At 71.4% G+C, this 24,684-nt stretch carries 28 protein-coding genes; 14 read left to right on the top strand and 14 right to left on the bottom strand.

Going from position 1 to position 24,684, the window contains the following annotated elements; translation table 11 throughout:
- The first annotated feature begins 4 nt into the window (after positions 1 to 4).
- From ACTIF1_RS23465 to ACTIF1_RS23440, 6 genes are all read left to right on the top strand, one after another.
- Complete coding sequence (locus ACTIF1_RS23465) at positions 5 to 739, top strand: AzlC family ABC transporter permease (RefSeq protein ID WP_439598877.1); 735 nt, start codon at positions 5 to 7, stop codon at positions 737 to 739.
- Positions 730 to 1,053, top strand: coding sequence for an AzlD family protein (locus ACTIF1_RS23460; protein ID WP_439598876.1), 324 nt, complete (start codon positions 730 to 732; stop codon positions 1,051 to 1,053). The genes ACTIF1_RS23465 and ACTIF1_RS23460 overlap by 10 nt, the downstream gene beginning before the upstream one ends.
- A 169-nt stretch (positions 1,054 to 1,222) precedes the next feature.
- Positions 1,223 to 4,042 carry an isoleucine--tRNA ligase gene (gene ileS, locus ACTIF1_RS23455; RefSeq protein WP_439598875.1) on the top strand — a complete coding sequence of 940 codons (2,820 nt, stop codon included), beginning with the start codon at positions 1,223 to 1,225 and terminating at the stop codon, positions 4,040 to 4,042.
- Between the two features lie 142 nt (positions 4,043 to 4,184).
- Positions 4,185 to 4,682: a signal peptidase II gene (lspA, locus tag ACTIF1_RS23450; protein WP_439598874.1), complete on the top strand. Its 498-nt coding sequence runs from the start codon at positions 4,185 to 4,187 to the stop codon at positions 4,680 to 4,682.
- Entirely contained in the window at positions 4,679 to 5,230 is a 552-nt protein-coding gene (locus ACTIF1_RS23445) for a DUF3035 domain-containing protein (RefSeq protein ID WP_439598873.1), read from the top strand. Before lspA ends, ACTIF1_RS23445 begins: the two co-directional genes overlap by 4 nt.
- A gap of 185 nt (positions 5,231 to 5,415) precedes the next feature.
- The gene (locus tag ACTIF1_RS23440) at positions 5,416 to 6,402 is read left to right on the top strand and encodes an Hsp33 family molecular chaperone HslO (RefSeq protein WP_439598872.1); all 987 of its coding nucleotides are present in this window, start codon (positions 5,416 to 5,418) and stop codon (positions 6,400 to 6,402) included.
- A 214-nt stretch (positions 6,403 to 6,616) separates the two neighbouring features.
- Here the strand turns inward: ACTIF1_RS23440 and ACTIF1_RS23435 are convergent, their stop codons facing one another.
- Positions 6,617 to 7,363, bottom strand: coding sequence for a maleate cis-trans isomerase family protein (locus ACTIF1_RS23435; protein ID WP_439598871.1), 747 nt, complete (start codon positions 7,361 to 7,363; stop codon positions 6,617 to 6,619).
- A gap of 201 nt (positions 7,364 to 7,564) precedes the next feature.
- Between ACTIF1_RS23435 and ACTIF1_RS23430 the strand changes: the two genes are divergently transcribed.
- On the top strand, positions 7,565 to 8,554 hold the full coding sequence (locus ACTIF1_RS23430; protein WP_439598870.1) for a Bug family tripartite tricarboxylate transporter substrate binding protein: 990 nt from the start codon (positions 7,565 to 7,567) through the stop codon (positions 8,552 to 8,554).
- Positions 8,555 to 8,560: 6 nt separating this feature from the next.
- Here ACTIF1_RS23430 and ACTIF1_RS23425 read toward each other — a convergent pair whose 3' ends face one another.
- Genes ACTIF1_RS23425 through ACTIF1_RS23405 form a run of 5 tightly spaced genes read right to left on the bottom strand, consistent with a single transcriptional unit; the run spans position 8,561 to position 13,466 of the window.
- Positions 8,561 to 9,544: a Bug family tripartite tricarboxylate transporter substrate binding protein gene (locus ACTIF1_RS23425; RefSeq protein WP_439598869.1), complete on the bottom strand. Its 984-nt coding sequence runs from the start codon at positions 9,542 to 9,544 to the stop codon at positions 8,561 to 8,563.
- Between the two features lie 47 nt (positions 9,545 to 9,591).
- Positions 9,592 to 10,980, bottom strand: coding sequence for an amidohydrolase family protein (locus tag ACTIF1_RS23420; protein ID WP_439598868.1), 1,389 nt, complete (start codon positions 10,978 to 10,980; stop codon positions 9,592 to 9,594).
- Entirely contained in the window at positions 10,977 to 11,918 is a 942-nt protein-coding gene (locus ACTIF1_RS23415; RefSeq protein WP_439598867.1) for an AEC family transporter, read from the bottom strand. The genes ACTIF1_RS23420 and ACTIF1_RS23415 overlap by 4 nt, the downstream gene beginning before the upstream one ends.
- Positions 11,919 to 11,922: 4 nt before the next feature.
- Entirely contained in the window at positions 11,923 to 12,564 is a 642-nt protein-coding gene (gmk, locus tag ACTIF1_RS23410) for a guanylate kinase (RefSeq protein ID WP_439598866.1), read from the bottom strand.
- Complete coding sequence (locus ACTIF1_RS23405; RefSeq protein WP_439598865.1) at positions 12,561 to 13,466, bottom strand: YicC/YloC family endoribonuclease; 906 nt, start codon at positions 13,464 to 13,466, stop codon at positions 12,561 to 12,563. The genes gmk and ACTIF1_RS23405 overlap by 4 nt, the downstream gene beginning before the upstream one ends.
- Before the next feature lie 38 nt (positions 13,467 to 13,504).
- On the opposite strand from ACTIF1_RS23405, the gene ACTIF1_RS23400 reads away from it, so the two are divergent.
- Positions 13,505 to 14,290: an SDR family NAD(P)-dependent oxidoreductase gene (locus ACTIF1_RS23400; RefSeq protein WP_439598864.1), complete on the top strand. Its 786-nt coding sequence runs from the start codon at positions 13,505 to 13,507 to the stop codon at positions 14,288 to 14,290.
- Positions 14,291 to 14,389: 99 nt separating this feature from the next.
- On the opposite strand, the gene ACTIF1_RS23395 is transcribed toward ACTIF1_RS23400, so the two are convergent.
- The 5 genes from ACTIF1_RS23395 to ACTIF1_RS23375 are packed head-to-tail and all read right to left on the bottom strand — an operon-like array spanning position 14,390 to position 18,660.
- Positions 14,390 to 15,124, bottom strand: coding sequence for a TerC family protein (locus tag ACTIF1_RS23395; RefSeq protein WP_439598863.1), 735 nt, complete (start codon positions 15,122 to 15,124; stop codon positions 14,390 to 14,392).
- A gap of 59 nt (positions 15,125 to 15,183) precedes the next feature.
- Positions 15,184 to 16,068: a DMT family transporter gene (locus ACTIF1_RS23390; protein WP_439598862.1), complete on the bottom strand. Its 885-nt coding sequence runs from the start codon at positions 16,066 to 16,068 to the stop codon at positions 15,184 to 15,186.
- Positions 16,065 to 17,042 (bottom strand): endolytic transglycosylase MltG, encoded by a 978-nt coding sequence (gene mltG, locus ACTIF1_RS23385; RefSeq protein ID WP_439598861.1) that lies wholly within the window; start codon positions 17,040 to 17,042, stop codon positions 16,065 to 16,067. Before mltG ends, ACTIF1_RS23390 begins: the two co-directional genes overlap by 4 nt.
- Before the next feature lie 52 nt (positions 17,043 to 17,094).
- The gene (gene fabF / locus ACTIF1_RS23380) at positions 17,095 to 18,384 is read right to left on the bottom strand and encodes a beta-ketoacyl-ACP synthase II (RefSeq protein WP_439598860.1); all 1,290 of its coding nucleotides are present in this window, start codon (positions 18,382 to 18,384) and stop codon (positions 17,095 to 17,097) included.
- A gap of 36 nt (positions 18,385 to 18,420) precedes the next feature.
- Positions 18,421 to 18,660: an acyl carrier protein gene (locus ACTIF1_RS23375; RefSeq protein ID WP_092963667.1), complete on the bottom strand. Its 240-nt coding sequence runs from the start codon at positions 18,658 to 18,660 to the stop codon at positions 18,421 to 18,423.
- A gap of 303 nt (positions 18,661 to 18,963) precedes the next feature.
- Here ACTIF1_RS23375 and ACTIF1_RS23370 point away from each other — a divergent pair, with 303 nt between their 5' ends.
- On the top strand, positions 18,964 to 19,179 hold the full coding sequence (locus tag ACTIF1_RS23370) for a hypothetical protein (RefSeq protein WP_439598859.1): 216 nt from the start codon (positions 18,964 to 18,966) through the stop codon (positions 19,177 to 19,179).
- Complete coding sequence (locus tag ACTIF1_RS23365) at positions 19,176 to 19,376, top strand: hypothetical protein (protein ID WP_439598858.1); 201 nt, start codon at positions 19,176 to 19,178, stop codon at positions 19,374 to 19,376. Before ACTIF1_RS23370 ends, ACTIF1_RS23365 begins: the two co-directional genes overlap by 4 nt.
- Positions 19,377 to 19,412: 36 nt before the next feature.
- Here ACTIF1_RS23365 and fabG read toward each other — a convergent pair whose 3' ends face one another.
- The 3 genes from fabG to fabD are packed head-to-tail and all read right to left on the bottom strand — an operon-like array spanning position 19,413 to position 22,011.
- Complete coding sequence (gene fabG, locus ACTIF1_RS23360) at positions 19,413 to 20,150, bottom strand: 3-oxoacyl-[acyl-carrier-protein] reductase (RefSeq protein ID WP_439598857.1); 738 nt, start codon at positions 20,148 to 20,150, stop codon at positions 19,413 to 19,415.
- Positions 20,150 to 21,055 (bottom strand): GNAT family N-acetyltransferase, encoded by a 906-nt coding sequence (locus ACTIF1_RS23355; protein ID WP_439598856.1) that lies wholly within the window; start codon positions 21,053 to 21,055, stop codon positions 20,150 to 20,152. The genes fabG and ACTIF1_RS23355 overlap by 1 nt, the downstream gene beginning before the upstream one ends.
- Complete coding sequence (fabD, locus tag ACTIF1_RS23350; RefSeq protein ID WP_439598855.1) at positions 21,052 to 22,011, bottom strand: ACP S-malonyltransferase; 960 nt, start codon at positions 22,009 to 22,011, stop codon at positions 21,052 to 21,054. The genes ACTIF1_RS23355 and fabD overlap by 4 nt, the downstream gene beginning before the upstream one ends.
- 223 nt (positions 22,012 to 22,234) lie before the next feature.
- Between fabD and rpsF the strand changes: the two genes are divergently transcribed.
- Genes rpsF through rplI form a run of 4 tightly spaced genes read left to right on the top strand, consistent with a single transcriptional unit; the run spans position 22,235 to position 24,574 of the window.
- Positions 22,235 to 22,720: a 30S ribosomal protein S6 gene (gene rpsF, locus ACTIF1_RS23345; protein ID WP_216833702.1), complete on the top strand. Its 486-nt coding sequence runs from the start codon at positions 22,235 to 22,237 to the stop codon at positions 22,718 to 22,720.
- Between the two features lie 6 nt (positions 22,721 to 22,726).
- Positions 22,727 to 23,014, top strand: a complete 288-nt coding sequence (gene rpsR, locus ACTIF1_RS23340) for a 30S ribosomal protein S18 (protein ID WP_216833701.1) — start codon at positions 22,727 to 22,729, stop codon at positions 23,012 to 23,014.
- A 27-nt stretch (positions 23,015 to 23,041) separates the two neighbouring features.
- Entirely contained in the window at positions 23,042 to 23,977 is a 936-nt protein-coding gene (locus ACTIF1_RS23335; RefSeq protein WP_439598854.1) for a DUF2232 domain-containing protein, read from the top strand.
- Positions 23,978 to 24,001: 24 nt separating this feature from the next.
- Complete coding sequence (rplI, locus tag ACTIF1_RS23330; protein ID WP_439598853.1) at positions 24,002 to 24,574, top strand: 50S ribosomal protein L9; 573 nt, start codon at positions 24,002 to 24,004, stop codon at positions 24,572 to 24,574.
- The last annotated feature ends 110 nt before the right edge of the window (positions 24,575 to 24,684 follow it).

The raw sequence follows: 24,684 nt of genomic DNA, 5'->3' as shown, positions 1-24,684 counted from the left end.
GCGCTTGGCCATCCCCCCGCAGGGTCGCGTCGTCTTCACCCGGGTCGGCGTGCGGCGCGGCTTCCTGGCCAGCCTGCCGCTCTGGGTCGGCATGCTGCCTTTCGGCGTGGTGATCGGCGTGCTCTCGGCCGCCAAGGGCCTGTCCTTCGCCGAGACCCTGCTGATGTCGACCATCGTCTTCGCCGGCGCGGCGCAGCTGGTGGCGCTGGAGCTCTGGACCGACCCGGCGCCGATCCTGGCGGCGACCATCGCGACCCTGGTGGTGAATATCCGCATGGCGCCGATGGGCGCGGCGCTGGCGCCCTGGCTGGACCGGCTGCGCGGCTGGAAGCTCTGGGGCACGCTGGCGACGCTGGTGGACCATTCCTTCGCCATGGCGGTGGCGGACCAGCGGGCCGGCGGGCGGGATGCGGGCTATCTGCTGGGGATCGGCCTCGGCATCTGGATCTCCTGGGTGGGGACGGTGGCGCTGGGGCATCTGGGCGGCGGGATGCTGCGGGTGCCGCCCGGGCATCCGCTGTTCTTCGCCTCCCTCGCCGCCTTCCTCTCCATCCTGGTGCCGCTGTGGCGCGGGGCGCGGGTGGATGGCCTGCCCTGGCTGGTGGCCGGGCTGGTGGCGCTGGCGGCGCATCGGGCGGCGCTGCCGGTGCCGCTGCCGCTGCTGCTGGGCAGTTTCGCGGGCGCCGGGCTGGGGGCCTGGATCGAGCTGCGCGGGCGGGGGGCGCCTGGATGGAAGTAAGGCTGGATGTCCTGCTGGCGATCCTCGGCATGGCGCTGGTGACCTATGCCAGCCGCGCCGGGGGCTATGCCGTGCTGCGCGCGGTGCGGCCGCCGCCCTTCGTGCAGGCGCTGCTGCGCCACCTGCCGGGCTGCCTCTTCGTCGCCTATGTCACCCCGCCGCTGCTGGCCAGCGGGCCCGCCGCCTGGGTGGGGGCGGCGGTGGTGGTGGCCGTGCAGCTCGCCAGCCGCAACATGGCGGCCGCCATCCTGCTGGGCGTGGGGGTCACCTGGGGGCTGCATGCCGGGCTGGCCGCCCTGGGCTGGGGCGGCTGAGGCGGCATCCTTGCCCCCGCCTTCTTGACCCCAACTGGGCCGCATCCGCATATAAGCGGCATGTTCCGCGGGATCTCCGGCCTCCGAATTATCCGCCCGGCCCATTAGGGCCGGGTTTTCCGCGCAAGCCCCTTCCGGCCCCCTGCAGGGCAGATCGAGACCGCACCCCATGACCGACGCCCCTCCCGTGGACCCCGCCGAGACCGCGCGCGACTATCGCGGCACCGTCTTCCTGCCGAAGACCGATTTCCCCATGCGCGGCGACCTGCCGAAGCGCGAGCCCGCCTGGCTGGCGCGGTGGGAGGCGATGGGCCTGCGGGAGAAGCTGCGGGCGCAGAGCGCCGGCCGGCCGACCTTCATCCTGCATGACGGCCCGCCCTATGCGAACGGCAACCTGCATATCGGCCATGCGCTGAACAAGATCCTGAAGGATGTGATCAACCGCGCCGCCCAGATGGCCGGCTTCGATGCGGACTACGTTCCGGGCTGGGACTGCCACGGCCTGCCGATCGAGTGGAAGATCGAGGAACAGTACCGCGCCAAGGGCCGCGACAAGGATGCGGTGCCGATCCTCGACTTCCGGGCCGAATGCCGCGACTACGCGACCCATTGGCTCGGCGTGCAGAGCGAGGAGTTCCGGCGCCTGGGCGTGCTCGGCGACTGGGCCGGGCGCTATGCGACCATGGATTTTGCCTCCGAGGCCGCGATTGCGGGCGAGATCGGCAAGTTCCTGATGAACGGGTCGCTGTATCGCGGCCTGCGGCCGGTGATGTGGAGCCCCGTGGAAAAGACCGCGCTGGCCGAGGCGGAGATCGAATACCACGACCACGTCTCCCCGACTCTCTGGGCGCGGTTCCGGGTGAAGTCGGCCGGTGCGGCGGACCTGGCCGGCGCCTCCGTGGTGATCTGGACCACCACGCCCTGGACCATCCCCGGCAACCGCGCCGTGGCCTATGGGCCGGAGATCGACTACGCGCTGGTGCATGTGGAGGGCGTGGCCGAGGGCAGCGCCCTGGTGCCGGGCGAATTCCTGCTGGTGGCACTGCCGCTGCTGCCGCAATTCGAGAAGGACGCCGGCCTCGGCGCGCATAGCGTCAAGCGCCTGCTGAAGGGGGCGGAGCTGGAGGGCGCCATCGCCGCGCATCCGCTGGCGGGCTGGGAGGGCGCAGCCGGCGGCTACGATTTCGACGTGCCCCTGCTGCCGGGCGATTTCGTCACCACGGAGGCCGGCACGGGCTTCGTCCATATCGCCCCCGGCCATGGCGAGGACGACTTCAACCTCGGCAAGGCGAACGGCCTGCCGGTGCCGGAGACGGTGGGCGACGACGGCACCTTCACCCTGCAGGCGCCGGGTTTCACGGGCCAGCACGTCTTCAAGGCGCATGACGCCGTCTACGCGGCCTGCATCGCCATGGGCACGCTGGTCGCGAAGTCGAAGCTGACGCACAGCTACCCGCATAGCTGGCGCTCCAAGAAGCCCGTGATCTTCCGCGCCACCCCGCAGTGGTTCATCGCGATGGACGACGCCAATGCGATTCGCGCCAAGGCCATGCAGGCGATTGCCGACACCCACTTCGTCCCGGACATCGGCCGCAACCGCATCGGCGGCATGGTCGCCGTGCGCCCCGACTGGTGCATCAGCCGCCAGCGCGCCTGGGGCGTGCCGATCCCGGTCTTCGTGTCGAAGCAGTCGGGCGAGCCGCTGCGCGACCAGGCGATCATGGACCGGGTGATCGAGGCCTTCCGCGAGGAGGGCGCCGATGCCTGGTACAAGCCGGGCGCCGCGCAGCGCTTCCTCGGCCCCGACCGCCGCGCCGAGGATTACGAGCAGGTGATGGACATCGTCGATGTCTGGTTCGAATCCGGCTCCACCCATGCCTTCGTCCTGACGCCGGAGCGCGGCCTGCCCTTCCCGGCCGATCTGTATCTCGAAGGCTCCGACCAGCATCGCGGCTGGTTCCATTCCTCCCTGCTGGAATCGGTGGGCTCCCGCGGCGTCGCGCCCTTCAAGGCAATTCTCACCCACGGCTTCGTCCTTGATGAACAAGGGCGGAAAATGTCGAAGTCGCTGGGCAATGTGACGGCGCCGCAGGATGTGGTGCGGGAGCATGGCGCGGATCTGCTGCGGCTCTGGGTGATGAACACCGACGTCACCGAGGACCAGCGCATCGGCAAGGAGATCCTGAAGCAGCAGAGCGAGCTGTATCGCCGCATCCGCAATACGCTGCGCTGGCTGCTGGGCAATCTGCACGGCTTCGACGAGAGCGAGATCGTGCCCCATGCCGATCTGCCGGAGCTGGAGCGCTGGGTGCTGCACCGGCTGTCGGAGCTGGATGCCCGGCTGCGCAAGGCCGTGCGCGACCATGACTGGAGTGGCGTCTACCCCGAGATCCACGCCTTCTGCGCCACCGACCTTTCCGCTTTCTACTTCGACGTCCGCAAGGACAGCCTGTACTGCGACGCGCCCGAAAGCCTGCGCCGGCGCAGCGCGCGCACGGTGATCGACCAGCTGCACCGCTGCCTGACCGCCTGGCTGGCGCCGGTGCTGGTGGCCACCGCCGAGGAAAGCTGGCTGGCGCGGTTCCCCAGCGAGACCGACAGCATCCACCTGCGCGACTTCCCGACGATTCCGGCCGAATGGCGGGATGAGGCGCTGGCGGAGCGTTGGGCCGCGGTGCGCGGCTTCCGTCGCACCGTGACCGGCGCGATCGAGGAGCTGCGCCGTGCCGGCACCATCGGCGCCTCGCTCCAGGCCAATGCCGCGCTGTCCCTGCCGGAGGGCGATCCGGCCAATGTGCTGACGGCGGAGCAATGGGCGGAGGTGCTGATCGTCTCCCAGGCCAGCCTCGTCCCCGCGGAGGCGCCGGATGCGGCCGTGACCGTGGCGGAGGGCCAGAAATGCGAACGCTGCTGGCGCGTGCTGCCGGAGGTCGGGCTCTCGCTGGCGCATCCGACGCTGTGCCGGCGCTGCGAGGCGGTGGTCGGATGATGGCGCGCCTGGCCCTGCCCTTGCCCCCACCCCGACCCTCCCCCGTAAGCACGGGGGAGGGAGTGCGTGTGCGCTCCTGCTTCTCCCTCCCTCGTATTCACGGGGGAGGGTCGGGGTGGGGGCTTCGCGCCCCGAGCACCCCATGATCCGCCTCGGCCTCACCTTGGCGCTGGCCGTCCTCGCCATCGACCAGCTGAGCAAGTGGTACATGCTCTTCGTGCTGGACCTGCCCAGCATCGGCCATATCCCCCTGGTCCGGCTCGGCCCCTTCGGCTTCGACCTCACCATGGTCTGGAACCGCGGCGTCACCTTCGGCATGCTCGCCGGCGACGGCCCCTGGTCGCAGGCCCTGCTCGGCCTGCTGGCACTCGGCATCGCCGGCTTCCTGCTGCGCTGGATGGCCCGTGCCGAAAACCGGCTGACGGCGCTGGCGCTCGGCGCCGTGGTCGGCGGCGCGGTGGGCAATGTGATCGACCGCTTCCGCTTCGGCGCGGTGGCCGATTTCTTCGATGCGCATGCCTGGGGCTGGCACTGGTACGTGTTCAACCCGGCGGATGCCGCCATCGTCCTCGGCGTGGTCGCGCTGATCGGCGATGCCTTGTTCCGGCCTTCACCCAAGGCTAAGGGTTCCACCCCATGACCCAGCACCGCCCCTCCCTCCGCGCTTTCCTGGTGGGCCTGCCGCTCCTCGCGCTGCTCGCGGGCTGTGGCGGCGATACCGCCCGCTCCCTCGGCTTCACCCGGGATCCGCCGGATGAATTCCAGGTCACCACCCGCGCGCCGCTCTCGGTGCCGCCGCGGTTGACCGAACTGCCGACCCCCACGCCGGGCGCGCCGCGGCCGCAGGACCAGCGGCCGCCGGCCAGCGCCATCCTCGGTGCCGGCACGGCCCCCGCCGCCGCCCCCTCCAGCGCCGAGCGCGCCCTGCTGGCCCAGGCCGGGCAGCCGGTGGATGACGGAATCCGCAGCCAGGTGGATGCCGAGAGCCTGCGGCTGGACCGGCCGGAGCGCGGCCTGGTGGACCGGCTGATGTTCTGGCGCAGCGATGCGCAGGCCGGCGTCGCCGTGGACCCGACGCGTGAGGCCCAGCGCCTGCGGGAGAATGCGGCGCTCGGCCGCGATACGACGGAGGGCGTGACCCCCGTCGCCCAGCCGCCGCGGCGCGGGCTGCTCGAACGCCTGTTCTGAGCCGGCCTGCCGACCAAGGCTGGTCGGCGGGCTTTCGCCTCCCTATCTAGGCCATAGACCCGGCCGGGTGCGCCACTTGGCGTGCCCGGCCTGTTGCCTTGCCGGGCCCCGGCGGCAATCTGGCTTTCGTCGCGCATCGCCCAGGGCCCCCCGATCCGGGGGTGGCATCCGGGCTGCGCCCATGCATGGTTCCGCCCGTGACCGATCCGACCCAGCCCTCCGCCACCCCCGCCTTCCTGAACCATGACCGCCCGCCCGTGCCCGACCTGGTGGTGCCGCGCGGCGTGCAGCCCTTCCACCTGGACCAGCGCCCGGTGCGGGGCCGCGTGGTGAAGCTCGGCCCGCTGGCCGATGCGCTGCTGGGCCGCCATGCCCAGCACCCCGCGGTGCTGCGCCTAATGGGGGAGGCGCTGGCGCTGACCGCGGCGCTGGCCACCGCGCTGAAATTCAAGGGATCCTTCAGCCTGCAGGCCAAGGGCGACGGGCCCATCGCCATGCTGCTGGCCGATTGCACCGATTCTGGCGGGCTGCGCGGCTATGCCAAGGCCGATCCCGAGCGGCTGGAGGCGCTGCTGGCCGAGCATCCGCAGCCCAGCGCCGCCCAGCTCCTCGGCCAGGGCTACTTCGCCTTCACCTGCGACCAGGGCGACGACATGGAGCGCTACCAGGGCATCGTGGCCATCGAGGGCGAGACGCTCGCGGAGATGACGGATACCTATTTCCGCACCTCCGAGCAGTTGCAGACCGAGGTCCGCCTGGCCTGCGGCCGAACGCTGGCCGGCTGGCGCGCCAGCGCCCTGGTGATCGAGCGCGTGGCCAGCGAAGGCGGCATCGGCGCGGAGACGCAGGAGGACCAGGAGGATGCCTGGCGCACCGCTCAGGCCCTGGTCGGCACGCTGAAGACCGAGGAGATGCTGGACGATGCGCTGCCGGCCGAGCGCCTGCTGCATCGCCTGTTCCATGCCGAGGGCCTGCTGGCGGACCGCCCGCGCGCCCTGTCCTACGGCTGCCGCTGCTCCCGCGCCCGGCTGGCGGCGGTGCTGGAGACCTTCGGGCCGGAGGATCTGGACCACATGGCCGAATCCGGCGCCATCACCATGACCTGCGAATTCTGCGCCGTGGATTTCCGCTTCGAACGCGCCGAGGTGGACGGCAAGGCGGGCCGCGCCTGAGGGCGCGGCCCACCTCGGCGCTCATACCAGCCGCACGAAGGTTTCACCTTCGTGCCCCTCAGACGCCGGGCGGGCGTCGGGGCAGTGCCCCGACCCGCGGCCCTTGGCTTCGTCGTGCCGAAGGCGCGCCTGCGGCGTGACGCACCTGCCGCGGCGCGCATTCGCGCGCTCGGCCCGCAAGCGGGCCGCAGGTCGGAACTTCGTGCGCTTGGTTTCAGAACCTTTCGAGCAGGCTGCCGCAGCCGGCCACCTTGTCCGTGATGCCGCGCGCCCGCAGCGCATGCCAGTAGGTGGCGGCGTTGATGGCGATGACCGGCTTGCCGAGCCAGAGCTCCGCCATGGCCGCCAGCTTCACCATGGACAGATTGGTGCCGACCTGGACGATCGCGTCCACATCGTCGCCATCGATCTCCCGGATGCCGCGCACGCAGCGTTCCGGCGTCTGCGCCGCGATATCGGTCCAGGAGGAGCAGCGGAAGGCGGTATCCCGCACCACGCTGAAGCCCATGTCGCCGAAATAGCGCGCCACCTCGATATTCATGGCGGGCCAATAGGGGGACATGACGGCGATGCGCTTGATGCCGCCATGGGCGTTCAGCGCAGCGGTGCAGGCATGGCTGCCGACGCTGATCTTCAGGCCGGAGACCTCCTCCACCTCCTTCACGAAGCGGTCCGCGCCGCGGGCGCCGTCGAAGAAGGTGACGGCGGACATGCCCATCACCAGGTGGTCCGGCAGGCAGGTCATGACGGAGCGCACCGCGTCGAGCGTGTTCCTGCCGATAAGCTCGGCGCCGGCCCGAAACGTCTCGTTGGAGACGGCATCGGCATTGGGGGTGAAGATGCGGCTGTAGTGGTTGGTCACGCCGGCCGGTCGCATCATGTCGAAATCCGGCTGCACGACGGTATTGGTCGAGGGACCCATCACGCCGAACTTGCAGCGCCAGCCGAGCACGTCACCCATCAGTCTCTCCATATCCTGCGCGCGGATCGGATGAGGGCCATCCGGTCTGCCCGCGCTGGTGCAGCCTGCCACAGCGCGCGGCAGGCGCCAGACCCCCGCCCGCCACAGGCGTGGAACTTGCCCGATTTTTCGCCAAGCTTCCCCTTGCGCGAAGCTTTGCCGCAACGTCTCATCCCGCCGGAGCGCTTTCCGGAGAAGAACATGTCTGCGACCCCCATTTCACGCCGTACGGCGCTGCTCGGCCTCGGGGCTTGCGCCGCGCCCCTGGTCGGCCTGCGCGCCCAGGGCCTCGGCGATTGGCCGAACCGGCCGATCCGCTGGGTCAATCCCGGGCCTGCCGGCGGCGCGGGGGATGTGATCTCGCGGCTGATCGCGGACCGGCTGCAGGCGAAGCTCGGCCAGCCCATCGTGGTGGACAACCGCCCGGGCGCCGGCACCAATATCGGCATGACCCAGGTCGCCCGCGCGGCGCCGGATGGCTATACGGTGGGGCTGGCGAGCATCGCCGCCAATGCCGCGAACAAGTGGCTGTATCGCAACATGCCCTTCGATCCCGAGAAGGATTTTGCGGCCGTCGGGCTGATCGCGCTGGTGCCGAATATCGTGGTGATCCCGCCGGCCGTCCCGGCGCGGACGCTGCAGGAATTCATCACCTGGGCGAAGGCGCAGAACCGGCCGATCAATTTCGGCTCGGTCGGGGCGGGGTCGTCGCAGCACCTGGCGGGGTCGCAGTTCCAGATCATCACCGGCGTGCCGCTGCAGCACCTGCCCTATACGAATGGCGGGCAGATGAATTCGGACCTGATCGAGGGGCGGCTGGACATGCTGTTCCAGTCGATCTCGGCGGTGACGCAGATGGCGCAGGCGGGGCGGATGCGGCCGGTGGCGGTCAGCGGCGCGGGGCGGGTGGATGCCTTCCCGGACCTGCCGACGATGCAGGAGCAGGGGGTGGATATCACCTCCACCGGCTGGTTCGGCCTCTGCACCCCGGCGGGGGTGCCGGAGCCGATCCTGGCGAAGCTGGATACGGAACTGCAGGAGATCGTGCAGGACCCGGCGCTGGCGCAGCGCCTGTCCGCCAGCGGCGCGATTCCCCGCGCCATGGGCCGCGCCGACTTCGCCCGGTTCATGGCGGAGGAGAGTGCGAAGTGGCGCGTGGTGATCCAGGCGGTCGGCGCCAGCGTGGACTGATCCGGGTTACTGCCGGGCGGCGCCGGAGATTTCCACCAGGCGCCGCCAGACCGGGGTCTCGCGGGCGATCTGCGCCGCCATCGCCGCAGGGCTTTCGCTGACCACGGCATCATAGCCGAAGGGGCGCAGCGCGGCGGCGAAGCTGGGGTCCTGGCCGACGCGGCGGATCGCGGCGAACAGCCGCTGCACCTCGGCCTCCGGCGTCGCGGCCGGGGCCAGGATGGTGTTCCAGGACCTGATGTCGAGGGAGGCGAGCGCCGGCGTCTCGGCCAGCGCCGGCACATCGGGCAGGAAGGCCAGGCGGGTGCCGGAACTCACCCCCATCGCCTTCATGCGGCCGGAGGCGAGATGCGGCAGCAGCGCCGCGGGCAGGTCCGCGGTCGCCTCGACCGTGCCGGCGATCACATCCATCGCCTGCTGCGCGCCGCCGCGATAGGGCACGCTGGTCAGCTCCACCCCGGCGGCGGTGTTGATGGCGGACAGCGCCAGGTGGGTGACGGTGCCGATGCCGGCATTGGCGACGCGCACGCCGCCGGGATTGGCGCGCGCCCAGGCCAGCAGCGCCGCCATGTCGGTCCAGCCATGCCGCTGTGCCACATCGGCGCCCACCGCCAGCACCACGGCGCTGTCCGAGACCAGGCTGATGGCGCGAAAATCCTTCGTCACGTCGAAGGGCATGCTGGGCTGGATGAAGGGCGCGGCGCAGAGGGTGGCGGCGCCGATCACGCCGATGATGCTGCCATCCGCCGGCCCCTTGGCCACCGCATCGGCCCCGATCAGCCCGCCGCCGCCGCTGCGATTCTCGACCACCACCTGCTGGCCGTCGAGCAGCGGCACCAGGCGCTCCGCCAGCAGCCGGCCGAGACTGTCCACGCCGCCGCCGGGCGGGAAGGGGACAATCACCCGCAGCGGCCGCCGCGTTTGGGCGCGCGCCAGGGACGGCGTGGCGAGCGCGGCCAGAAGAGTGGCGCGGCGGGTCAGGCGGGGCATGCGCAGAGTCTCCCAGGGCAGCCATTACCCTAGGGAGACAAAGCTGCTCAGTGCAATGCGATCGCCGCCCGCGCCGCGATCGATGCCGGAATCGCACCGCGCCGCGCAGCCTCCCGCCACACCCGCTCGATGGCCGCGCGGCCGCGACGGGTGACGGCGGCGGCATCCGCCGTGAGGACTTTGGCATCGCGCAGCAGCACGCGCCCCTCGACCATGGCGAGGGTGAGGTCCGACGCGCTGCCATTGGTGATCAGCGATTTCAGCGGATCCCAGACCGGCTGGTAGCGGGAGGAGGCGAGGTCGAACATGATCAGGTCCGCCCGCGCGCCCTTCGCCACCAGGCCGAGATCCTCGCGCCCCAGCGCCATCGCCGCGTCGCGCGTCGCAGCGCGCAGGATGCGCGGCGCCGAGAGACCATGCGGCGTGCCGGACTGCACCTTGGCGAAGACGGATGCGGTGCGGAGTTCGTGCAGCATGTCGAGCGTCACGCCATCCGTGCCGATGCCGAGCCGCAGCTTCGCGGCCTCCATCCGCGCCAGCGGCACGAAGCGGCCGGAGCGGGCGAAGGCGAGGGGGCAGGAGGCCAGCGCGGCACCCGCTTCCGCGATCATCGCCATCTCCTCATCCGTCGCGAACATCCCATGCGCCAGCACCACGCCGGGCCGCAGCAGGCCCATGTCCCGAAGGTGTTCGATGGAGCCCTTGCCATGGGCGGCGGTGACCTTCTCGATCTCGATCAGGTTCTGGGCGGCGTGGATGGAGACGATGGTCTGGCGTTCGCGCGCCGCCGCGTCGATGGCGCGCAGCAGTTCCGGCGTGCAGCTGTCCGGGCCATGCGGGCCGAAGCCCACGCGGGTGACGCCGCGCGGGCCTTCGTCGAAACGGTCGAACATTTTCACAATGGCGTCGAAGCCCGTGTCGCTGGTCGGGCTGTAGGTCGGCTTGCCGTCCGGCGTCATGCCGACGGGCGCGGAGAACAGGTAGGGGCAGGACCAGCTGCGCAGCCCCAGCCGCTTCGCACGCTCGATGAAGGGCCATTGCGCCACGCGGTACACGTCCAGCAGGCCGGTGGTGCCGCTGCGCAGGCCTTCGAGCAGCGCCATCTCCGCCGCGTCACCGATTTCTTCCTCCGTCATCACGGCGGCGGCCACGTCGCCCAGCGGCATCAGCAGGGAATAGACGATGTGGCCGGGCAGATCGCCCGGCGCGAGCTCATCCGCCAGGCCGCGGAACAGCGGCGCCGACAGCGCGTGGTTGTGCAGGTTGATGAAGCCCGGCAGCAGCAAAGCGTCGGGTGCGACGATGCGCTCCGCCTCCAGCGTCGGCGACCCGGCGACCACATCCGCCACCACGCCGTCCTGGACGATGACGCTGTGCCCCGTGCGAAGCCCGTTATCCGCGTCCCAGACCCAGCCGGGTTCGATGATGAGCGTCATGGCAGGATCCCCCGGAAATGGCCGATCAAGGCCGAGAGCGTCAGCACGGAGAGCGCCGTGGTCACCACCACCGCGGCACCCGAACGGTCCGTGCCGGTGGCGTAGCGGCGCGCCAGGATGAAGGCATTGGCGCCGGTGGGCAGCGCCGCCATGGTGACGGCGACGGCCTTCTCGATCGGCGGCAGGTCCAGCCACAGCGCCAGGCCCCAGACCAGCGCCGGCAGCGCCAGCAGCTTCACCACGACGATCGCCGCCGTCTCCTGCCACATCGCGGCGCCCGCAATGCCGGCCAGGCCGCCGCCGAGGCAGAACAGCGCCAGCGGCGGCGCCGCCGCGCCCATCATCTCCAGCGTCCGCCGCGCCACATCGGGCAGATGCAGGCCGAAGAGCGTCCAGAGGAAGGCCGCGATCACCGCCAGCACCACCGGGTTGCGCAGAATCCCCTTCAGGCTGGCGCCGAGCACGCGGCGCCAGGGGGCATTGGCGTGCAGGCCCACCTCGGTCAGCACCGTCGCCTGGCCCAGCAGGATCATGGTGGTGAAGGCCAGGATGCCGAGCATGGGCGGCACGCCGGCCGGGCCATAGGCGGCGACGATGATCGGCACGCCCATCATCACGGAGTTGCCGAAGATGCAGGACAGGGCGAAGAGCGAGGCCTCGCCGAGGTTCAGCCGGAACAGGCGGCGCCCACCCGCCACCGCCAGCCAGAACATGAGGACGGAACCCGAGAGCAGCGCCAGCGCGGCGCCGCCGCCACCCTCATGCGGCCGCGTGCCGCCGGCAAACAGCAGCGCGGGGGCGGCCAGGCCGAAGACGAAGAGCGTCATCGCCCGAAAACCCTCTTCGCTCACCAGCTTGCGCTTCGCCGCGGCGAAGCCCAGCAGGATCATGGCGAAGACCGGCAGCACCACTTCCACCACGCCGGCCAGGCTGCCCATGTCGCTACCCCTGCAGAAGCGTGTCGATGAACTCCGGCAGCCAGGGCTGGCGCGCGCGGGTATTGCGGGCAGCGTGCAGGATGGCGCGCACCTCCGCCACCGTGCGGTCGAAGTCGCGGTTCACCAGCACGTGGTCGAAGTCGGACCAATGCGCGATCTCGTCCTTCGCGGCGACCAGGCGGCGGGCGATCTCGGCCTCGCTGTCCTGGGCGCGGCCGCGCAGGCGGCGCTCCAGCTCCGCCATGCTGGGCGGCAGCAGGCAGATGCCCACCACATCGCCAGGCAGGCGTTCGCGCAGCTGGCGGTGGCCCTGCCATTCGATGTCGAAGAGCACGTCCCGCCCGGCGGCCAGGCTCGCCTCCACCGCCGCCCGCGGGGTGCCGTAGGACCGGCCAATGAATTTGGCGTATTCCAGGAATTCGCCGGCTTCGACCATCGCGTCGAACTGGCTTTGCGTGCGGAAGAAGTAGTGCACGCCTTCCAGCTCGCCGGGCCGTGGCGCGCGGGTGGTGGCGGAGACGGACAGCGAAAGCTCCGGCTCCATCTCCAGCAGGGCGCGGGAGACGCTGGTCTTGCCGACGCCAGGCGCCGAGGCCAGCACCAGGCAGACGCCGCGTCGCGGCGCATGGGTGGTCGTGGTCATCATTCGACGTTGGCCGCCTGCTCGCGCAGCCGCTCGATCGCCGCCTTCAGCTCCAGCCCCACGCGCGTCAGCGCCACGCTGGCGGACTTGCTGCACAGCGTATTGGCCTCCCGCACGAATTCCTGCGTCAGGAATTCGAGCTTGCGACCGATGGCCTTGCCGGAGGCCAGCAGCGTGCGGGCCTCGGTGATATGGGCCGAAAGCCGGTCCAGCTCCTCCCGCACATCGGAACGCTGGGCGAGCATGGCGACTTCCTGTGCCAGCCGCTCCTCCGGCACCCGGGCGCGGACATCGCCCTCGCCCAGGAGGTTCGCCAGGTTTTCCAGCAGCCGGGCGCGCTGCGCGGCGGGCTGGCCGGCGGCCTCCACCGCCGCGGCATCCCGCAGCGCCGCGATCTCCCCCAGCAGCGTTTCGAGGATTTTTGCGAGTTGCGCGCCTTCGCGGGCGCGGGAGGCGACCAGGCCGTCCAGTGCCACGGCGAAGCTGGCGGCGAGTGCCTTGCGCTTGGCCTCCTCGGCGGCCTCATCCGGTTCCGAGACCTCGGCGCGCAGCACGCCGGGCAGGGACAGCACGGCCTCGGCCGTCGGCACGGGGGCGCCGGGCAGGCGGGCCGAGACCTCCAGCACCAGCTGGATCGCCGCCTCCAGCGCCACCGGGTCGGGCGTCAGCCGCGGGGCGTGGTCCTCCCGCTTCAGGGTCAGATTCGCGGAAAGGTTGCCGCGCTTCAGGCGCCTGGCCACCGCCTCCCGCAGCGGAGCTTCCAGCACGTCGAGGCCCGGCGGCAGGCGGAGGCGGACATCCAGCCCGCGGCCGTTGACGCTGCGCAACTCCCAGACGAAGGAGGAACCGTCCGGCAGCGTCCCGCTGTCGCGGGCGAAACCGGTCATGGAGGCAAGGGTGCTCATGCGCGCCTTGTCCACCCGACCGCTTGGGAGGGCAAGGCATGGCGCGCGATTCCTGGCAGGGCGTGCTGATCACCGGCGCCTCCTCCGGCCTCGGCCGCGCTTTGGCGGAGCTTTCGGCCGCACCCGGCGTCACCCTCTACCTGTCCGGCCGCGATGCCGGGCGGCTGGACGCGGTGGCGGAAGCCTGCAGGGCCCGGGGCGCCACCGTGCATCCGGCGATGCTGGACGTGACGGATGCGGCGGCCATGGCGGGGTGGATCGGCGAGGCCGGGCGGCTCGACCTGGTGATCGCCAATGCGGGCGTCTCGGGCGGCACGGGCGATGCGGTGGAGCCGCCGGAACAGGCAGCCCGCATCTTCGCCACCAATCTCGGCGGCGTGCTCAACACGGCCCTGCCGGCCCTGCAGAAGATGGCCGGGCAGGCGCCCGGGATGGATGGGCTGCGCGGGCGGGTGGCGGTGGTGGCAAGCCTCGCCGCCTTCGTCGCCGCCCCGGGTGCCCCCGCCTATTGCGCCAGCAAGGCGGCGGTGCAGCGCTGGGCGGAAGCGACCGATGCCAGCCAGCGAGGGCTGGGCATCCGCCTGCATGCCATCTGCCCCGGCTATGTCCGAACCCCGATGACGGCCCGGAATCCCTTTCCCATGCCCTGGCTGATGACGCCGGAGCAGGCGGCGGAACGCACGCTTTCGGGCATCGCCGCCGGCCGGGTGCGGGTGGCCTATCCGCGCCGGCTCTATGCCCTGTCGCGGATCGCCGGCGCCCTGCCGCCGGCCTGGCGCAACCGGCTGATGTCGCAGCTGCCGGCCAAGCCCGCCGATCCCTAGAGCACGATCCGTCCAGTTGGACCGATCTCGTGCTCTGGAAGTCATTGTTTCTAAAGCACGAAATCCGATAATACTGATTCAGTGTTATCGGGTAGTGCTTCAGGCGCCCGGCTCCGCCGCCGCCCGCTTCCGCTGCGCCGCCCGCCGGGCCAGCAGGTTCAGCAGCTCGACGCCCACCGAGAAGGCCATGGCGACATAGACAAAACCCTTCGGCACATGGACGTGGAAGGCCTCCGCCACCAGCACCATCCCGATCATCACCAGGAAGGCCAGCGCCAGCATCACCACCGTCGGGTTCTTCTCCATGAAGCGGGACAGCGCATCCATCGAGAAGAGCATGACGGTGACGGAGACGAGGATCGCCACCACGATCACCCACATCACCTGGGTCAGCCCCACCGCGGCCAGGATCGAGTCCACGCTGAACACCAGGTCCAGCGCCAGGATCTGCGCGACGACCGACCAGTAGCTGGCCGGCACGCGGTCCTTGGCATGGGTCTCGGCCTGCGAGTCCGGGTCGACCCGATGGTGGATCTCGATGGTGGCCTTGCCGATCAGGAACAGGCCGCCGGCCAGCAGGATCAGGTCCTTGCCGGAGAAGGTGACGATGCGGAGGTCGATCCAGGGCGTGGTCAGGGACATCAGCCAGCCGACGCCGGCCAGCATGCCGAGGCGCATGATGACGGCCAGGCCCAGGCCGATGCGCCGCGCCGATTGCCGCTGCGATTCGGGCAAGCGGTTCGACAGGATGGCGATGAAGACCAGGTTGTCGATGCCGAGGACGATCTCCATCCCGATCAACGCGACCAGGGCAATCAGAATTTCGGTTTCCAAGATCGTCTCTCCGGCGGAACAGCGGCCTTATCGCGCCAATCCCGTCCCGGTTGCATCGCCTATTTCCGCGAGGTCGCCAGCCAGACCCCGGCCAGCACGATGGCGCCGCCGACCAGCACCAGCGGCGATGGCACCTCCCCCAGCAGCAGCGCCCCGACCGCCGCCGCGAAGGGCGGCTGGATATAGCCGACCATGGAGGCATCGGTGACGCGCGCGCGCGCCAGCAGCCGCAGGAACATGGTCAGCGGCAGCGCCGAGCTGGCGATGCCGAGCAGCGCCAGCACGCCATAGACCCAGCCCGGCTGGGCATAGGCCTCCGCCCCGCCCAGGGGCAGGGACAGCCCCCCCGCCACCAGCGCCGCCACCACCTGCTGGCCCAGCACGATCTGCGGCGCCCCGCCGATCCGCGCCTTGCGGGCATAGACGGTGCCGGTTGCGTAGAAGACGCCCGACAGCAGGATCAGCAGCCCGCCCGCAAAACTCGCGCCGCCGGCCAGCGCATCCGGCCCCAGGATCACCGCGATGCCGCCGAAGCCCAGCAGCAGTCCGGCCAGGCCGCGCAGCCCCGGCCGCTCCTCCCGCAGCACCACGGTCGCGATCAGCGCCACCAGCAGTGGCGTGCCGGCATGGATCAGCGCGGCCGGCGCCGCCTGGATATGGCCCAGCGCGAAGGCGGTCAGCAGGTTCGGCGCCCAGCCATTGCAGGTGCCGAGCACCAGCGCCGGCAGCGCATAGCGCCGGATCGGCCCCTTCAACTGCCCGCTCACCGCCAGGAAGGCCAGCACGGCCAGCGCCGCGAAGCCGCCGCGCACGGCGGCCAGGGCGAAGGGGGACATCTCGGCCGCGATCAGCCGCAGCAGCGGGAAGGAGGATCCCCAGAGGCCGCCGATCACCAGCAGCCGCCACCACAGGGCGGGGCCGCTGAGCAGGGGCGCCGCGGTCATCGCTGCGGCGCGCGGGACCTCTCGATCTCCCGCCAGCGCGCCACGTTTCGGTTGTGCTCATCCAGCGTGCGGGCGAAGGCGTGGCCGCCGGTGCCATCGGCGACGAAATACAGGAACTCGGTCGCCTCCGGCCGCGCCACGGCGCGCAGCGCCTCCCGCCCCGGGCTAGCGATGGGGGCGGGGGGCAGGCCGCGGATGCGATAGGTGTTGAAGGGGTGGTCGCGGTCCAGGTCGGCGCGTGTCAGCGCCCTGTCCAGCACCCCGCCATCGGCGGCGGCATAGGCCACGGTGGGGTCCGATTGCAGCGGCATGCCGCGGCGCAGGCGGTTGATGAAGACGCCGGCGACCAGGCCCCGCTCCTCCCGCTGGCCGGTCTCGCGCTCCACGATGCTGGCGAGGATCAGCGCCTCCCGCGCCGTGTCGATCGGGAGGTTCGGGGCGCGGGCGGCCCAGATTTCCGACAGGGCCTGGTCCATGGCCTGCTTGGCGCGGCGCACCACGGCGGCGCGGTTGTCGCCCCATTGATAGGCATAGGTCTCGGGCAGCAGCTCGCCCTCGGCGAAGCTGGGGGTATCGCCGGTCAGGCCTTCCGCCTGCTCCAGCAGCCGGCCGATCTGCTGCGCGGTCAGCCCCTCCGGGATCGTCAGGCGGCGCTGCACCGGCCGGCCGTCGCGCAGGATGGCCAGCACCTCGCGCAGGCTGGCGCGGGCGGGGAACTGGAATTCGGCGGCGCGCAGCGGGCCTTCGGTGCGGGTCAGCCAGGTGGCGGCCAGGAAGGCCATGGGCTGGCGGATGACGCCGCGCTCGGCCAGCGCATCGGCGATGGCGGCGCTGCCGCCGCGGGGCACCACCATCTGCACCGGCTCGGCCAGCGGGCCGGGCGCGGTCCATTGCCCTCGCGCATACCAGAAGGCCCCCCCGGCGCCGGCGGCCAGGAACAGCAGGAGGACGAGCAGGACGATCAGTCGGCGCATGGCCTATGACTGGCGCCGGCGGCCGCCCCTGGCAAGGCGGCTGGCTGAAACGTCAGGCCGCCTTGCGGAAAATGATGCTGGCATTGGTGCCGCCGAAGCCGAAGCTGTTGGACAGCACCGTGTCGATCTGGCGCGGCTGGGCTTCCAGCGCCACCCGGTCGATCGGGCTCTCGCGCGAGGGATTCTCCAGGTTCAGCGTCGGCGGGGCGACGCCGTCGCGGATCGCGAGGATGGAGAAGATGCCCTCCACCGCCCCGGCGGCGCCCAGCAGATGCCCGATGGCCGATTTGGTGGAGGACATGGCGAGGCCCTTGGCCTCATCCCCCCAGAGCCGCTCCACCGCCTGCAGCTCGATATCGTCGCCCATGGGGGTCGAGGTGCCATGCGCATTGACGTATTGGATATCGCCAGGCGCGATCCGCGCGCTGGTCAGCGCCGCGCGCATGGCGCGGAAGGCGCCGTCGCCATCCTCGGTGGGGGAGGTGATGTGATAGGCGTCGCCGGACATGCCGTAGCCGATCACCTCGGCATAGATCTTGGCGCCCCGCCGCTTGGCGTGCTCCAGCTCCTCCAGCACCACCACCCCGGCGCCCTCGCCCATGACGAAGCCGTCGCGGTCGCGGTCCCAGGGGCGGCTGCCCTTGGTGGGCTGGTCGTTGAAGGCGGTGGACAGGGCGCGGGAGGCGCAGAAGCCGGCCATGCCGATTTCCGCCACCGCGGCCTCGGCGCCGCCGGCGACCATGACATCGGCATCGTTCAGCGCGATGAGGCGCGCGGCATCGCCCAGCGCATGCACGCCGGTCGCGCAGGCCGTGACCACGGCGTGGTTCGGGCCCTTGAAGCCGTATTTGATGGAGACATGGCCGGAGGCCAGGTTGATCAGCGCGGAGGGGATGAAGAAGGGCGAGATCCGCCGCGTCTTGCCCTGCTGGATCAGGGTCGAGGCCTCGAAGATGGTCGGCAGGCCGCCGATGCCGGAGCCGATCATCACGCCGGTGCGGCAACGCGCTTCCTGCTGGTCCTCGCCCGGGGTCCAGCCGCTATCCTCGACCGCCTCGGTGGCCGCCACCAGCGCGAGCTGGATGAAGCGGTCCATCTTCTTCTGGTCCTTGACCGGGATCCACTCGCTGATGTCGAGCTTGCCCTCGGCCCTGGTGCCGACCGGCACCTGGCCGGCGATCTTGGCCGGCAGGGCGCTGGTGTCGAAGTTCTGGATCGCCGCCAGCCCGCTCTCGCCGGCCAGCATGCGCTTCCAGACATTTTCCACACCCAGGCCGAGCGGGCAGGCGATACCCATGCCCGTGACGACGACGCGCCGCGGCGCAACGAGATGACCGAACACCGCTGCTTCCCTTACCTAGCCATCAACCGCTTGAAATCAGGCGGACTTCTGCTTCTCGATATAGTCGATCGCGTCCTTCACGGTCGTGATCTTCTCGGCGGCGTCGTCGGGGATCTCGACCCCGAAGGCCTCCTCGAAGGCCATGACCAGCTCGACGGTGTCGAGGCTGTCCGCGCCCAGATCGTCGATGAACGACGCCTCGGTGGTCACCTTGGACTCCTCGACGCCGAGGTGCTCCACAACGATCTTCTTCACCTTGTCGGCGGTGTCGCTCATCCCGCGATGTCTCCTGCTGGTCGCTGCCGTGCCGCGGATCGGCCCGAATCCCCTCCCGGGGGCGGGGGCGGCGCGGCTTAACATGGAAGCGTCACTTGGCCTAGGCGGCGGCGCGGCGCAAGCGGTCGGGGGGCGGGAAGTGCGGGTTTCCTGCAGCGAGGCCCGTCTGTGTCAGTGGCGCCACGCCCCGCGATACCGATGTTGCACTTGCGAAGCAGGGGTGAAGCGGGGGCGAAACCGCCCTTCGGCCATAAGGCGGCACCGCCGCGAGCCATCCTGGCCGCCGCCCGAAGGAAAGCCCCGATGTCCGCCAGCCTCGCTGCCCGCGCCGCCCCCAGCCCCGCTCGCAGGACCGGCCGGCGCCCCCTGCTTGCTTCGCCGGTGTCCTGGCTGCTGGCCCTGCTGCGGGCGCTGCACCAGCCCTGGCGCGAGGATCTGCTGAGCTACGACGCGCATCTGCTGCGCGACATCGGGCTGACCCGGGCGGAGGCGTTGCGCATCGCTGGCGGCCGAAGGTGAGCCCGACGATCCGCGGGATCCTGCGCGCAGGCCTGCCGCGGATCACCGCCATCGGCGCCCATCACGTGATGCATGGCCGCGCCGGATTTGAGCTGGCGCCGCCGGGCTGCTCGCCGCGCTGGCGCTGGCGGCGGGGTCTCATGCTGCCGGCGCTGGGCCGCGGCGCGGCCTGCGCGCCGGAGCGCATCGCGGCCTGAGGCGTCGCCTCAGATCATCGCCATGCGGCCATGGCGTCAGATCATCGCCATGCCGCCATTCACGTGGATGGTCTGGCCGGTGACCCAGGCGGCCTCGGGGCTGGCGAGATAGGCGACGGCGGCCGCCACATCCTCCGGCGCGCCCATGCGCTGGGTCGGGATCTTGGTCAGCAGGGCGGTGCGGGCGGCTTCCGGCAGGGCATCCGTCATCGCCGTCTTCACGAAGCCGGGTGCGACCACGTTCACCGTGACGCCGCGGGTCGCCACTTCCTGGGCGAGGGACTTGCTCATGCCGATCAGCCCGGCCTTGGCCGCCGCGTAATTCGCCTGGCCCGCATTGCCGGTGACGCCCACGATGCTGGCGATGGAGATGATGCGCCCCGAACGGCGCTTCATCATGCCGCGCAGCGCCGCGCGGGCCAGGCGGAAGGGGGCGGTCAGGTCCACTTCCAGCACCGCGTTCCAATCGGCATCGCCCATGCGCAGGGCCAGCATGTCCCGGGTGAAGCCGGCATTGTTCACCAGGATGTCCAGCGGGCCGAGCTCGGCCTCCACCTTCTCCACCAGCGCCGCCGGGGCGGCGGGGTCGGCCAGGTCGGCGGGGGCCACCAGCACGCGCTCCCCCAGCGTCCCGGCCAGGGCGGCCAGCTCCGCCTCCCGCCGCCCGGTGATCGCCACCTTGGCGCCTTGCGCGTGCAGCGCGGTGGCGATGGCGGCGCCGATGCCGCCGGTGGCGCCGGTGACCAGCGCCACCTTGCCGGTGAGGTCGAACATCAGGCGTCTCCGTCGTTGGGTCGTTGCATCGGCAGGCGTTTCATCAGGTAGTGCCGGCTATGGCCGGGCGGGAAGTCGTCGAGCCGGCCGAACTGCCGGTAGCCCAGGCTTTCGTAGAAGGGCAGGGCCTGGAAGCTGAAGGTATCGAGCCAGATGCCGGTGCAGCCGCGTGCCTGCGCCTCGGCCTCCGCCTGCCGCATCAGCGCCCGGCCGAGGCCCTGGCCGCGCAGCGACTCCGGCAGGAAGAAGTACTGGATGAACATCCAGTTGAAGAAGCTGTAGCCGGAGAGCCCGCCCGCCGGCTGCGCCGCGCCCGGCGCATGCACTGCCAGGCTGAAGGGCGCATGGCCATGCGGGCCGGCCTCAGCCACCGAATGGGCGCTGAGCCCGGCCAGCAGCACCGGCACCAGGTTCGCCTCGCCGGGCCGGATGGTGGCGCGCGGCGCGGCGGCATCCGGCCAGGGGGTGGCGGCGGGCTCCGGCCGGTCCAGCCGCTTGGTCATGCTGAAGCGCGTGGCGCCCGGCGGGCAGTCCTCGATCTGGCCGATGACGGAAAAACCGAGCTTCTCGTAGAAGCCGCGGGCCTGGAAGCTGTAGGTGTCGAGCCGGATGCCGATGCAGCCGCGCCGCCGCGCCTCGGCCTCCGCCGCCGCCATCAGCCGGCGGCCCCAGCCGGCGCCGCGCAGCGCCGGCGGCACCGCCAGGTTCTCGATATAGCACCAGGACCAGCCGGTGGCGCCGACCAGCCCGCCCACCACGGTACCGGCGGCATCGCGCAGCAGCAGGGTGAGGCCCGTGCGGTCGCGCGGATGCCCCGCGGCGGCATTGGCATCCCACAGCGCGTCCCGCGCCGCCTTTTCCTCCTCCGCGCTCGGCTGGGAGGTGAGGTCGAACCAGTGCGTCACAGCGACTTCAAGAAGGTTTCGATCTCGGCGGGGGTGCCGATGGCGCTGGCCTTGGCCTCCGGCGCCAGGCGCTTCATCAGCCCGGTGAGCACCTTGCCCGAGCCGATCTCGACGAACTGCTCGCAGCCCATGGCGCCCATCGCCAGGATGCATTCGCGCCAGCGCACGGTGCCGGTGACCTGGCGCACCAGCAGGTCGCGGATCTCGGCCGGGTCGGTGGCCTTGGCGGCGGAGACATTGGCGACCAGCGGGACCAGCGGCGTGCGCATCTCGGCCGCGGCCAGGGCCTCGGCCATGGCATCGGCGGCGGGGGCCATCAGGGCGCAGTGGAAGGGGGCGGAGACCGGCAGCTTCATGGCCCGCTTCACCCCGGCGGCCTTGGAGCCCTCGATGGCGCGCTCGACCGCCGCGGCATGGCCGGAGATGACGATCTGGCCACCGCCATTGTCATTCGCCACCTCCACCACCTGGCGGGCGCCGGTGGCGGGGTCCTCGGCGGCGGCGGCGCAGATCGCCTGGGCCTGTTCGAGTTCGGCGCCCAGCAGCGCGGCCATGGCGCCCTCGCCGGCCGGCACCGCCTTCTGCATCGCCTCGCCGCGCAGCCGCAGCAGGCGGGCGGTGGTGGAGAGGTCGAAGGTGCCGGCGGCGGCCAGCGCGGCATATTCGCCCAGCGAATGGCCGGCCACCAGCGCCACGCGGTCGCGCAGCACGAAGCCGCCCTCCTTCTCCAGCACCCGCAGCACGGCGATGGACATGGCCATCAGCGCCGGCTGGGCATTGGCGGTCAGCGTCAGCTCCTCCGCCGGACCCTCGAACATCAGCTTGGACAGCTTCTGCTTCAGGGTCTCGTCCACTTCCTGGAAGACCTCGCGCGCCGCGGGGAAAGCGGCGGCGAGGTCGCGGCCCATGCCGGGGGCCTGGCTGCCCTGGCCGGGGAAGGTGAAGGCGAGCGCCATTTTTTCGGTCCGTGCGATGCGTCGTGGGGCGGTCGCGCGGCCTAGGGCGGTGTGGGTCGCGGCGTCAAGCCCGAGTCGAAATTGCTTGCCGCGCCGCCCCCACCATGCTTTACGCCCCGCTCCCCTGCCGGGACCCGAGGCATCGGTCCCGGCTATGCCCGTTTATGCGCGTCCAAGGCATGGTGCCCGGGGCCGTGGGGCTGAGACAGCCGGAGGGAATCGGATGCCCTTGTATGAATGCGTGCTGATCGCACGCAATGACGTCACGCAGGCCCAGGTCGAGGCGATCGCCGACCAGGTGCAGGCGACCCTCACCGAGATGAACGGCGGCGAGATCAAGAAGCGGGAATACTGGGGCCTGCGCGGCCTCGCCTACCGCATCAAGAAGAACCGCAAGGCCCACTACATGCTGCTGGGCCTGGAATCGACCCCGGCCGCCCTGCTCGAGGTGGAGCGCCAGCTCGGCCTGAACGAGGACGTGCTGCGCAGCCTGACGCTGCGGATCGACGCAATCGACGACGCCCCCTCCGCCATCCTGGCCCGCCGCTCCGACGACCGCGAGCGCGACCGCGGCTTCCGCGGCCCGCGCCCGGCCGGCCGCTTCGGCTCCGGCCGCACCGGTGGCCGCGAGCGTGACGACCGTGAGGAATTCCGCGCCCGTCCGCGCGATGAACTCGATATGGGCCCCGGCATGGGCGGCGAGGAGTAATCCATCATGTCCGATCGCAACGAAGACATCGCCCTGAACCCCGCCCAGCGCCGCCCGGCCGTGGGCGCCCGCCGGCCCTTCTACCGCCGCCGCAAGTCCTGCCCCTTCTCCGGCCCGAACGCGCCGAAGATCGACTACAAGGACGTGCGCCTGCTGTCCCGCTTCCTCAGCGAGCGCGGCAAGATCGTGCCGAGCCGCATCACGGCGGTCTCCGCCAAGAAGCAGCGCGAGCTGGCCAATGCCATCAAGCGCGCCCGCTTCCTGGCGCTGCTGCCCTACGTGATCAACGACTGATCACGCGGCACGGCCGAGGACAGGATGATGGCGGGCAGCATGGACGAGGAGCAGGGGAAGGGTCGCGGCATCGCCGCCGATCCGCGCCTGCTCGCGGCCGCCGCTGCCGGCCTGGCCTCGGCGGTGCTCGGCCTATGGGCCTTCCGCGGCCTGCCCGGCGGCGCCTTCGCCCTGTGGCTGGCCAGCCTGCCATTGTTCATGGCGGGCATCGGCTTCGGCGGCTTCACGATCCTGGCGGCGCTGGCGGTGGCCAGCCTGGTGCTGCTGCTGCTGGGCAGCAGCCTGGGCCTCGGCCTCTACCTGGCACTCTTCGGGGTGCCGGCCGCGGCCCTGGTGCTGGCCGCCGGCCGGCCCGCCGTGCTCGGCCTGCCCTTCGCGCTGCTGGGCCTGATCCCGGCCGCCGGGGTGCTGCTGGCCGCCTTCCTGCTGGGTGATGCGCCCGGCGGGCTGGAAGGCGCGATGCGCGAGGCGGCCGAGGTTGGCCTGCAACGCATGGGCCTGCCGGCCAACCAGGGGCTGGTCGAGGAGCTGGTACGGATCAAGGCCGCGGCGATCGGCTTCTGGGTGGCGCTCGCGCTGCTGGTGAACGCCGCCGCCGCCGCCGCCCTGCTGAAGCGGGCCGGCGTCATCGCCGCCACCCCCGCCTGGCGGGAGGCGCGGCTGCCGGGCTGGTACCCGCTGCTGCCGGCACTCGCCGGCGGCCTCTGGCTGGCGGCGGAGGAAGGCGGCGATGCCGTCACCCTCTCGCTGCTGCTGGTGCTGCTGGTGCCCGTCTTCCTGCATGGCCTCGCGGCCCTGCATCGCGCCTCGGCGGCCCTCCGCGGCCGCGCCTTCGTGCTGGGCGGCGCCTATGCCGCACTGCTGATCCTGTCCGTACCGGTGGCGCTCGGCGTCGCGGGCTACGGTTTCTACGACATTCTCAATGGAACCCGGGCCCGGCGCGCTGCGCCCCCCCGAGTCTGAACCTCTGATCTGAACGGTGCAGCCATGATCGAAGTCATCCTGATGCAGCGGGTCGAAAAGCTCGGCCAGATGGGCGAGCTGGTGAAGGTCCGCCCCGGCTATGCGCGCAACTTCCTGCTCCCCCAGGGCAAGGCGATCCGCGCCAACAAGGACAACCTCGCGCGTTTCGAGCGTGAGCGCGCCCAGCTCGAAGCCCAGAACCTGAAGCGCCGCGGCGAAGCCGAGCGCGTGGCGGAACGCGTGCACGGCCTGCAGGTCGTCATCATCCGCTCCGCCGGCGAAAGCGGCGGCCTCTACGGCTCCGTCTCCGGCCGCGACATCGCCGACGCCTGCAAGGCCTCCGGCCTGACGCTGGAGCGCAACCAGATCCTGCTCGAGCAGCCGATCAAGCAGCTGGGCCTGACCCAGGTGCGCGTCGCCCTGCATCCGGAAGTGGTGATCGAGGTCGGCGTGAACGTCGCCCGCTCCGTCGAGGAAGCCGAGAAGCAGGCCCGCGGCGAAGACCTCCGCGCCGCCGACCAGGCCGAGGAAGAGAGCCTGGAAGCCGAACTCGCCGCCGAACTCGCCGAACTCGGCGCCGCCGCCGACCGCGACTGAGGATGACAGGGGCGGCCTTCGGGCCGGGGTGGCGCGGGCTGTCTGCAGGGAGGGCTCTGCCCTCCCTGCACCCTCCCGCCAGGAGGCAGTGGCCTCCTGGACCACGGAAC

Source organism: Falsiroseomonas sp. (assembly GCF_051860665.1).
Lineage (GTDB): Bacteria > Pseudomonadota > Alphaproteobacteria > Acetobacterales > Acetobacteraceae > Falsiroseomonas.
The sequence above is the reverse complement of the archived record's forward strand: the minus strand, read 5'-3'. Positions and strand labels throughout refer to the sequence as shown.

Bases quoted from the DNA above. Each gene is read 5' to 3' on its own strand.
- ACTIF1_RS23460 (WP_439598876.1), top strand. From the start codon at position 730: ATGGAAGTAAGGCTGGATGTCCTGCTGGCGATCCTCGGCATGGCGCTG.
- ileS (WP_439598875.1), top strand. From the start codon at position 1,223: ATGACCGACGCCCCTCCCGTGGACCCCGCCGAGACCGCGCGCGACTAT.
- lspA (WP_439598874.1), top strand. From the start codon at position 4,185: ATGATCCGCCTCGGCCTCACCTTGGCGCTGGCCGTCCTCGCCATCGAC.
- ACTIF1_RS23445 (WP_439598873.1), top strand. From the start codon at position 4,679: ATGACCCAGCACCGCCCCTCCCTCCGCGCTTTCCTGGTGGGCCTGCCG.
- ACTIF1_RS23440 (WP_439598872.1), top strand. From the start codon at position 5,416: ATGGTTCCGCCCGTGACCGATCCGACCCAGCCCTCCGCCACCCCCGCC.
- ACTIF1_RS23435 (WP_439598871.1), bottom strand. From the start codon at position 7,363: ATGGGTGACGTGCTCGGCTGGCGCTGCAAGTTCGGCGTGATGGGTCCC.
- ACTIF1_RS23430 (WP_439598870.1), top strand. From the start codon at position 7,565: ATGTCTGCGACCCCCATTTCACGCCGTACGGCGCTGCTCGGCCTCGGG.
- ACTIF1_RS23425 (WP_439598869.1), bottom strand. From the start codon at position 9,544: ATGCCCCGCCTGACCCGCCGCGCCACTCTTCTGGCCGCGCTCGCCACG.
- ACTIF1_RS23420 (WP_439598868.1), bottom strand. From the start codon at position 10,980: ATGACGCTCATCATCGAACCCGGCTGGGTCTGGGACGCGGATAACGGG.
- ACTIF1_RS23415 (WP_439598867.1), bottom strand. From the start codon at position 11,918: ATGGGCAGCCTGGCCGGCGTGGTGGAAGTGGTGCTGCCGGTCTTCGCC.
- gmk (WP_439598866.1), bottom strand. From the start codon at position 12,564: ATGATGACCACGACCACCCATGCGCCGCGACGCGGCGTCTGCCTGGTG.
- ACTIF1_RS23405 (WP_439598865.1), bottom strand. From the start codon at position 13,466: ATGAGCACCCTTGCCTCCATGACCGGTTTCGCCCGCGACAGCGGGACG.
- ACTIF1_RS23400 (WP_439598864.1), top strand. From the start codon at position 13,505: ATGGCGCGCGATTCCTGGCAGGGCGTGCTGATCACCGGCGCCTCCTCC.
- ACTIF1_RS23390 (WP_439598862.1), bottom strand. From the start codon at position 16,068: ATGACCGCGGCGCCCCTGCTCAGCGGCCCCGCCCTGTGGTGGCGGCTG.
- mltG (WP_439598861.1), bottom strand. From the start codon at position 17,042: ATGCGCCGACTGATCGTCCTGCTCGTCCTCCTGCTGTTCCTGGCCGCC.
- ACTIF1_RS23375 (WP_092963667.1), bottom strand. From the start codon at position 18,660: ATGAGCGACACCGCCGACAAGGTGAAGAAGATCGTTGTGGAGCACCTC.
- ACTIF1_RS23370 (WP_439598859.1), top strand. From the start codon at position 18,964: ATGTCCGCCAGCCTCGCTGCCCGCGCCGCCCCCAGCCCCGCTCGCAGG.
- fabG (WP_439598857.1), bottom strand. From the start codon at position 20,150: ATGTTCGACCTCACCGGCAAGGTGGCGCTGGTCACCGGCGCCACCGGC.
- fabD (WP_439598855.1), bottom strand. From the start codon at position 22,011: ATGGCGCTCGCCTTCACCTTCCCCGGCCAGGGCAGCCAGGCCCCCGGC.
- rpsF (WP_216833702.1), top strand. From the start codon at position 22,235: ATGCCCTTGTATGAATGCGTGCTGATCGCACGCAATGACGTCACGCAG.
- rpsR (WP_216833701.1), top strand. From the start codon at position 22,727: ATGTCCGATCGCAACGAAGACATCGCCCTGAACCCCGCCCAGCGCCGC.
- ACTIF1_RS23335 (WP_439598854.1), top strand. From the start codon at position 23,042: ATGGCGGGCAGCATGGACGAGGAGCAGGGGAAGGGTCGCGGCATCGCC.
- rplI (WP_439598853.1), top strand. From the start codon at position 24,002: ATGATCGAAGTCATCCTGATGCAGCGGGTCGAAAAGCTCGGCCAGATG.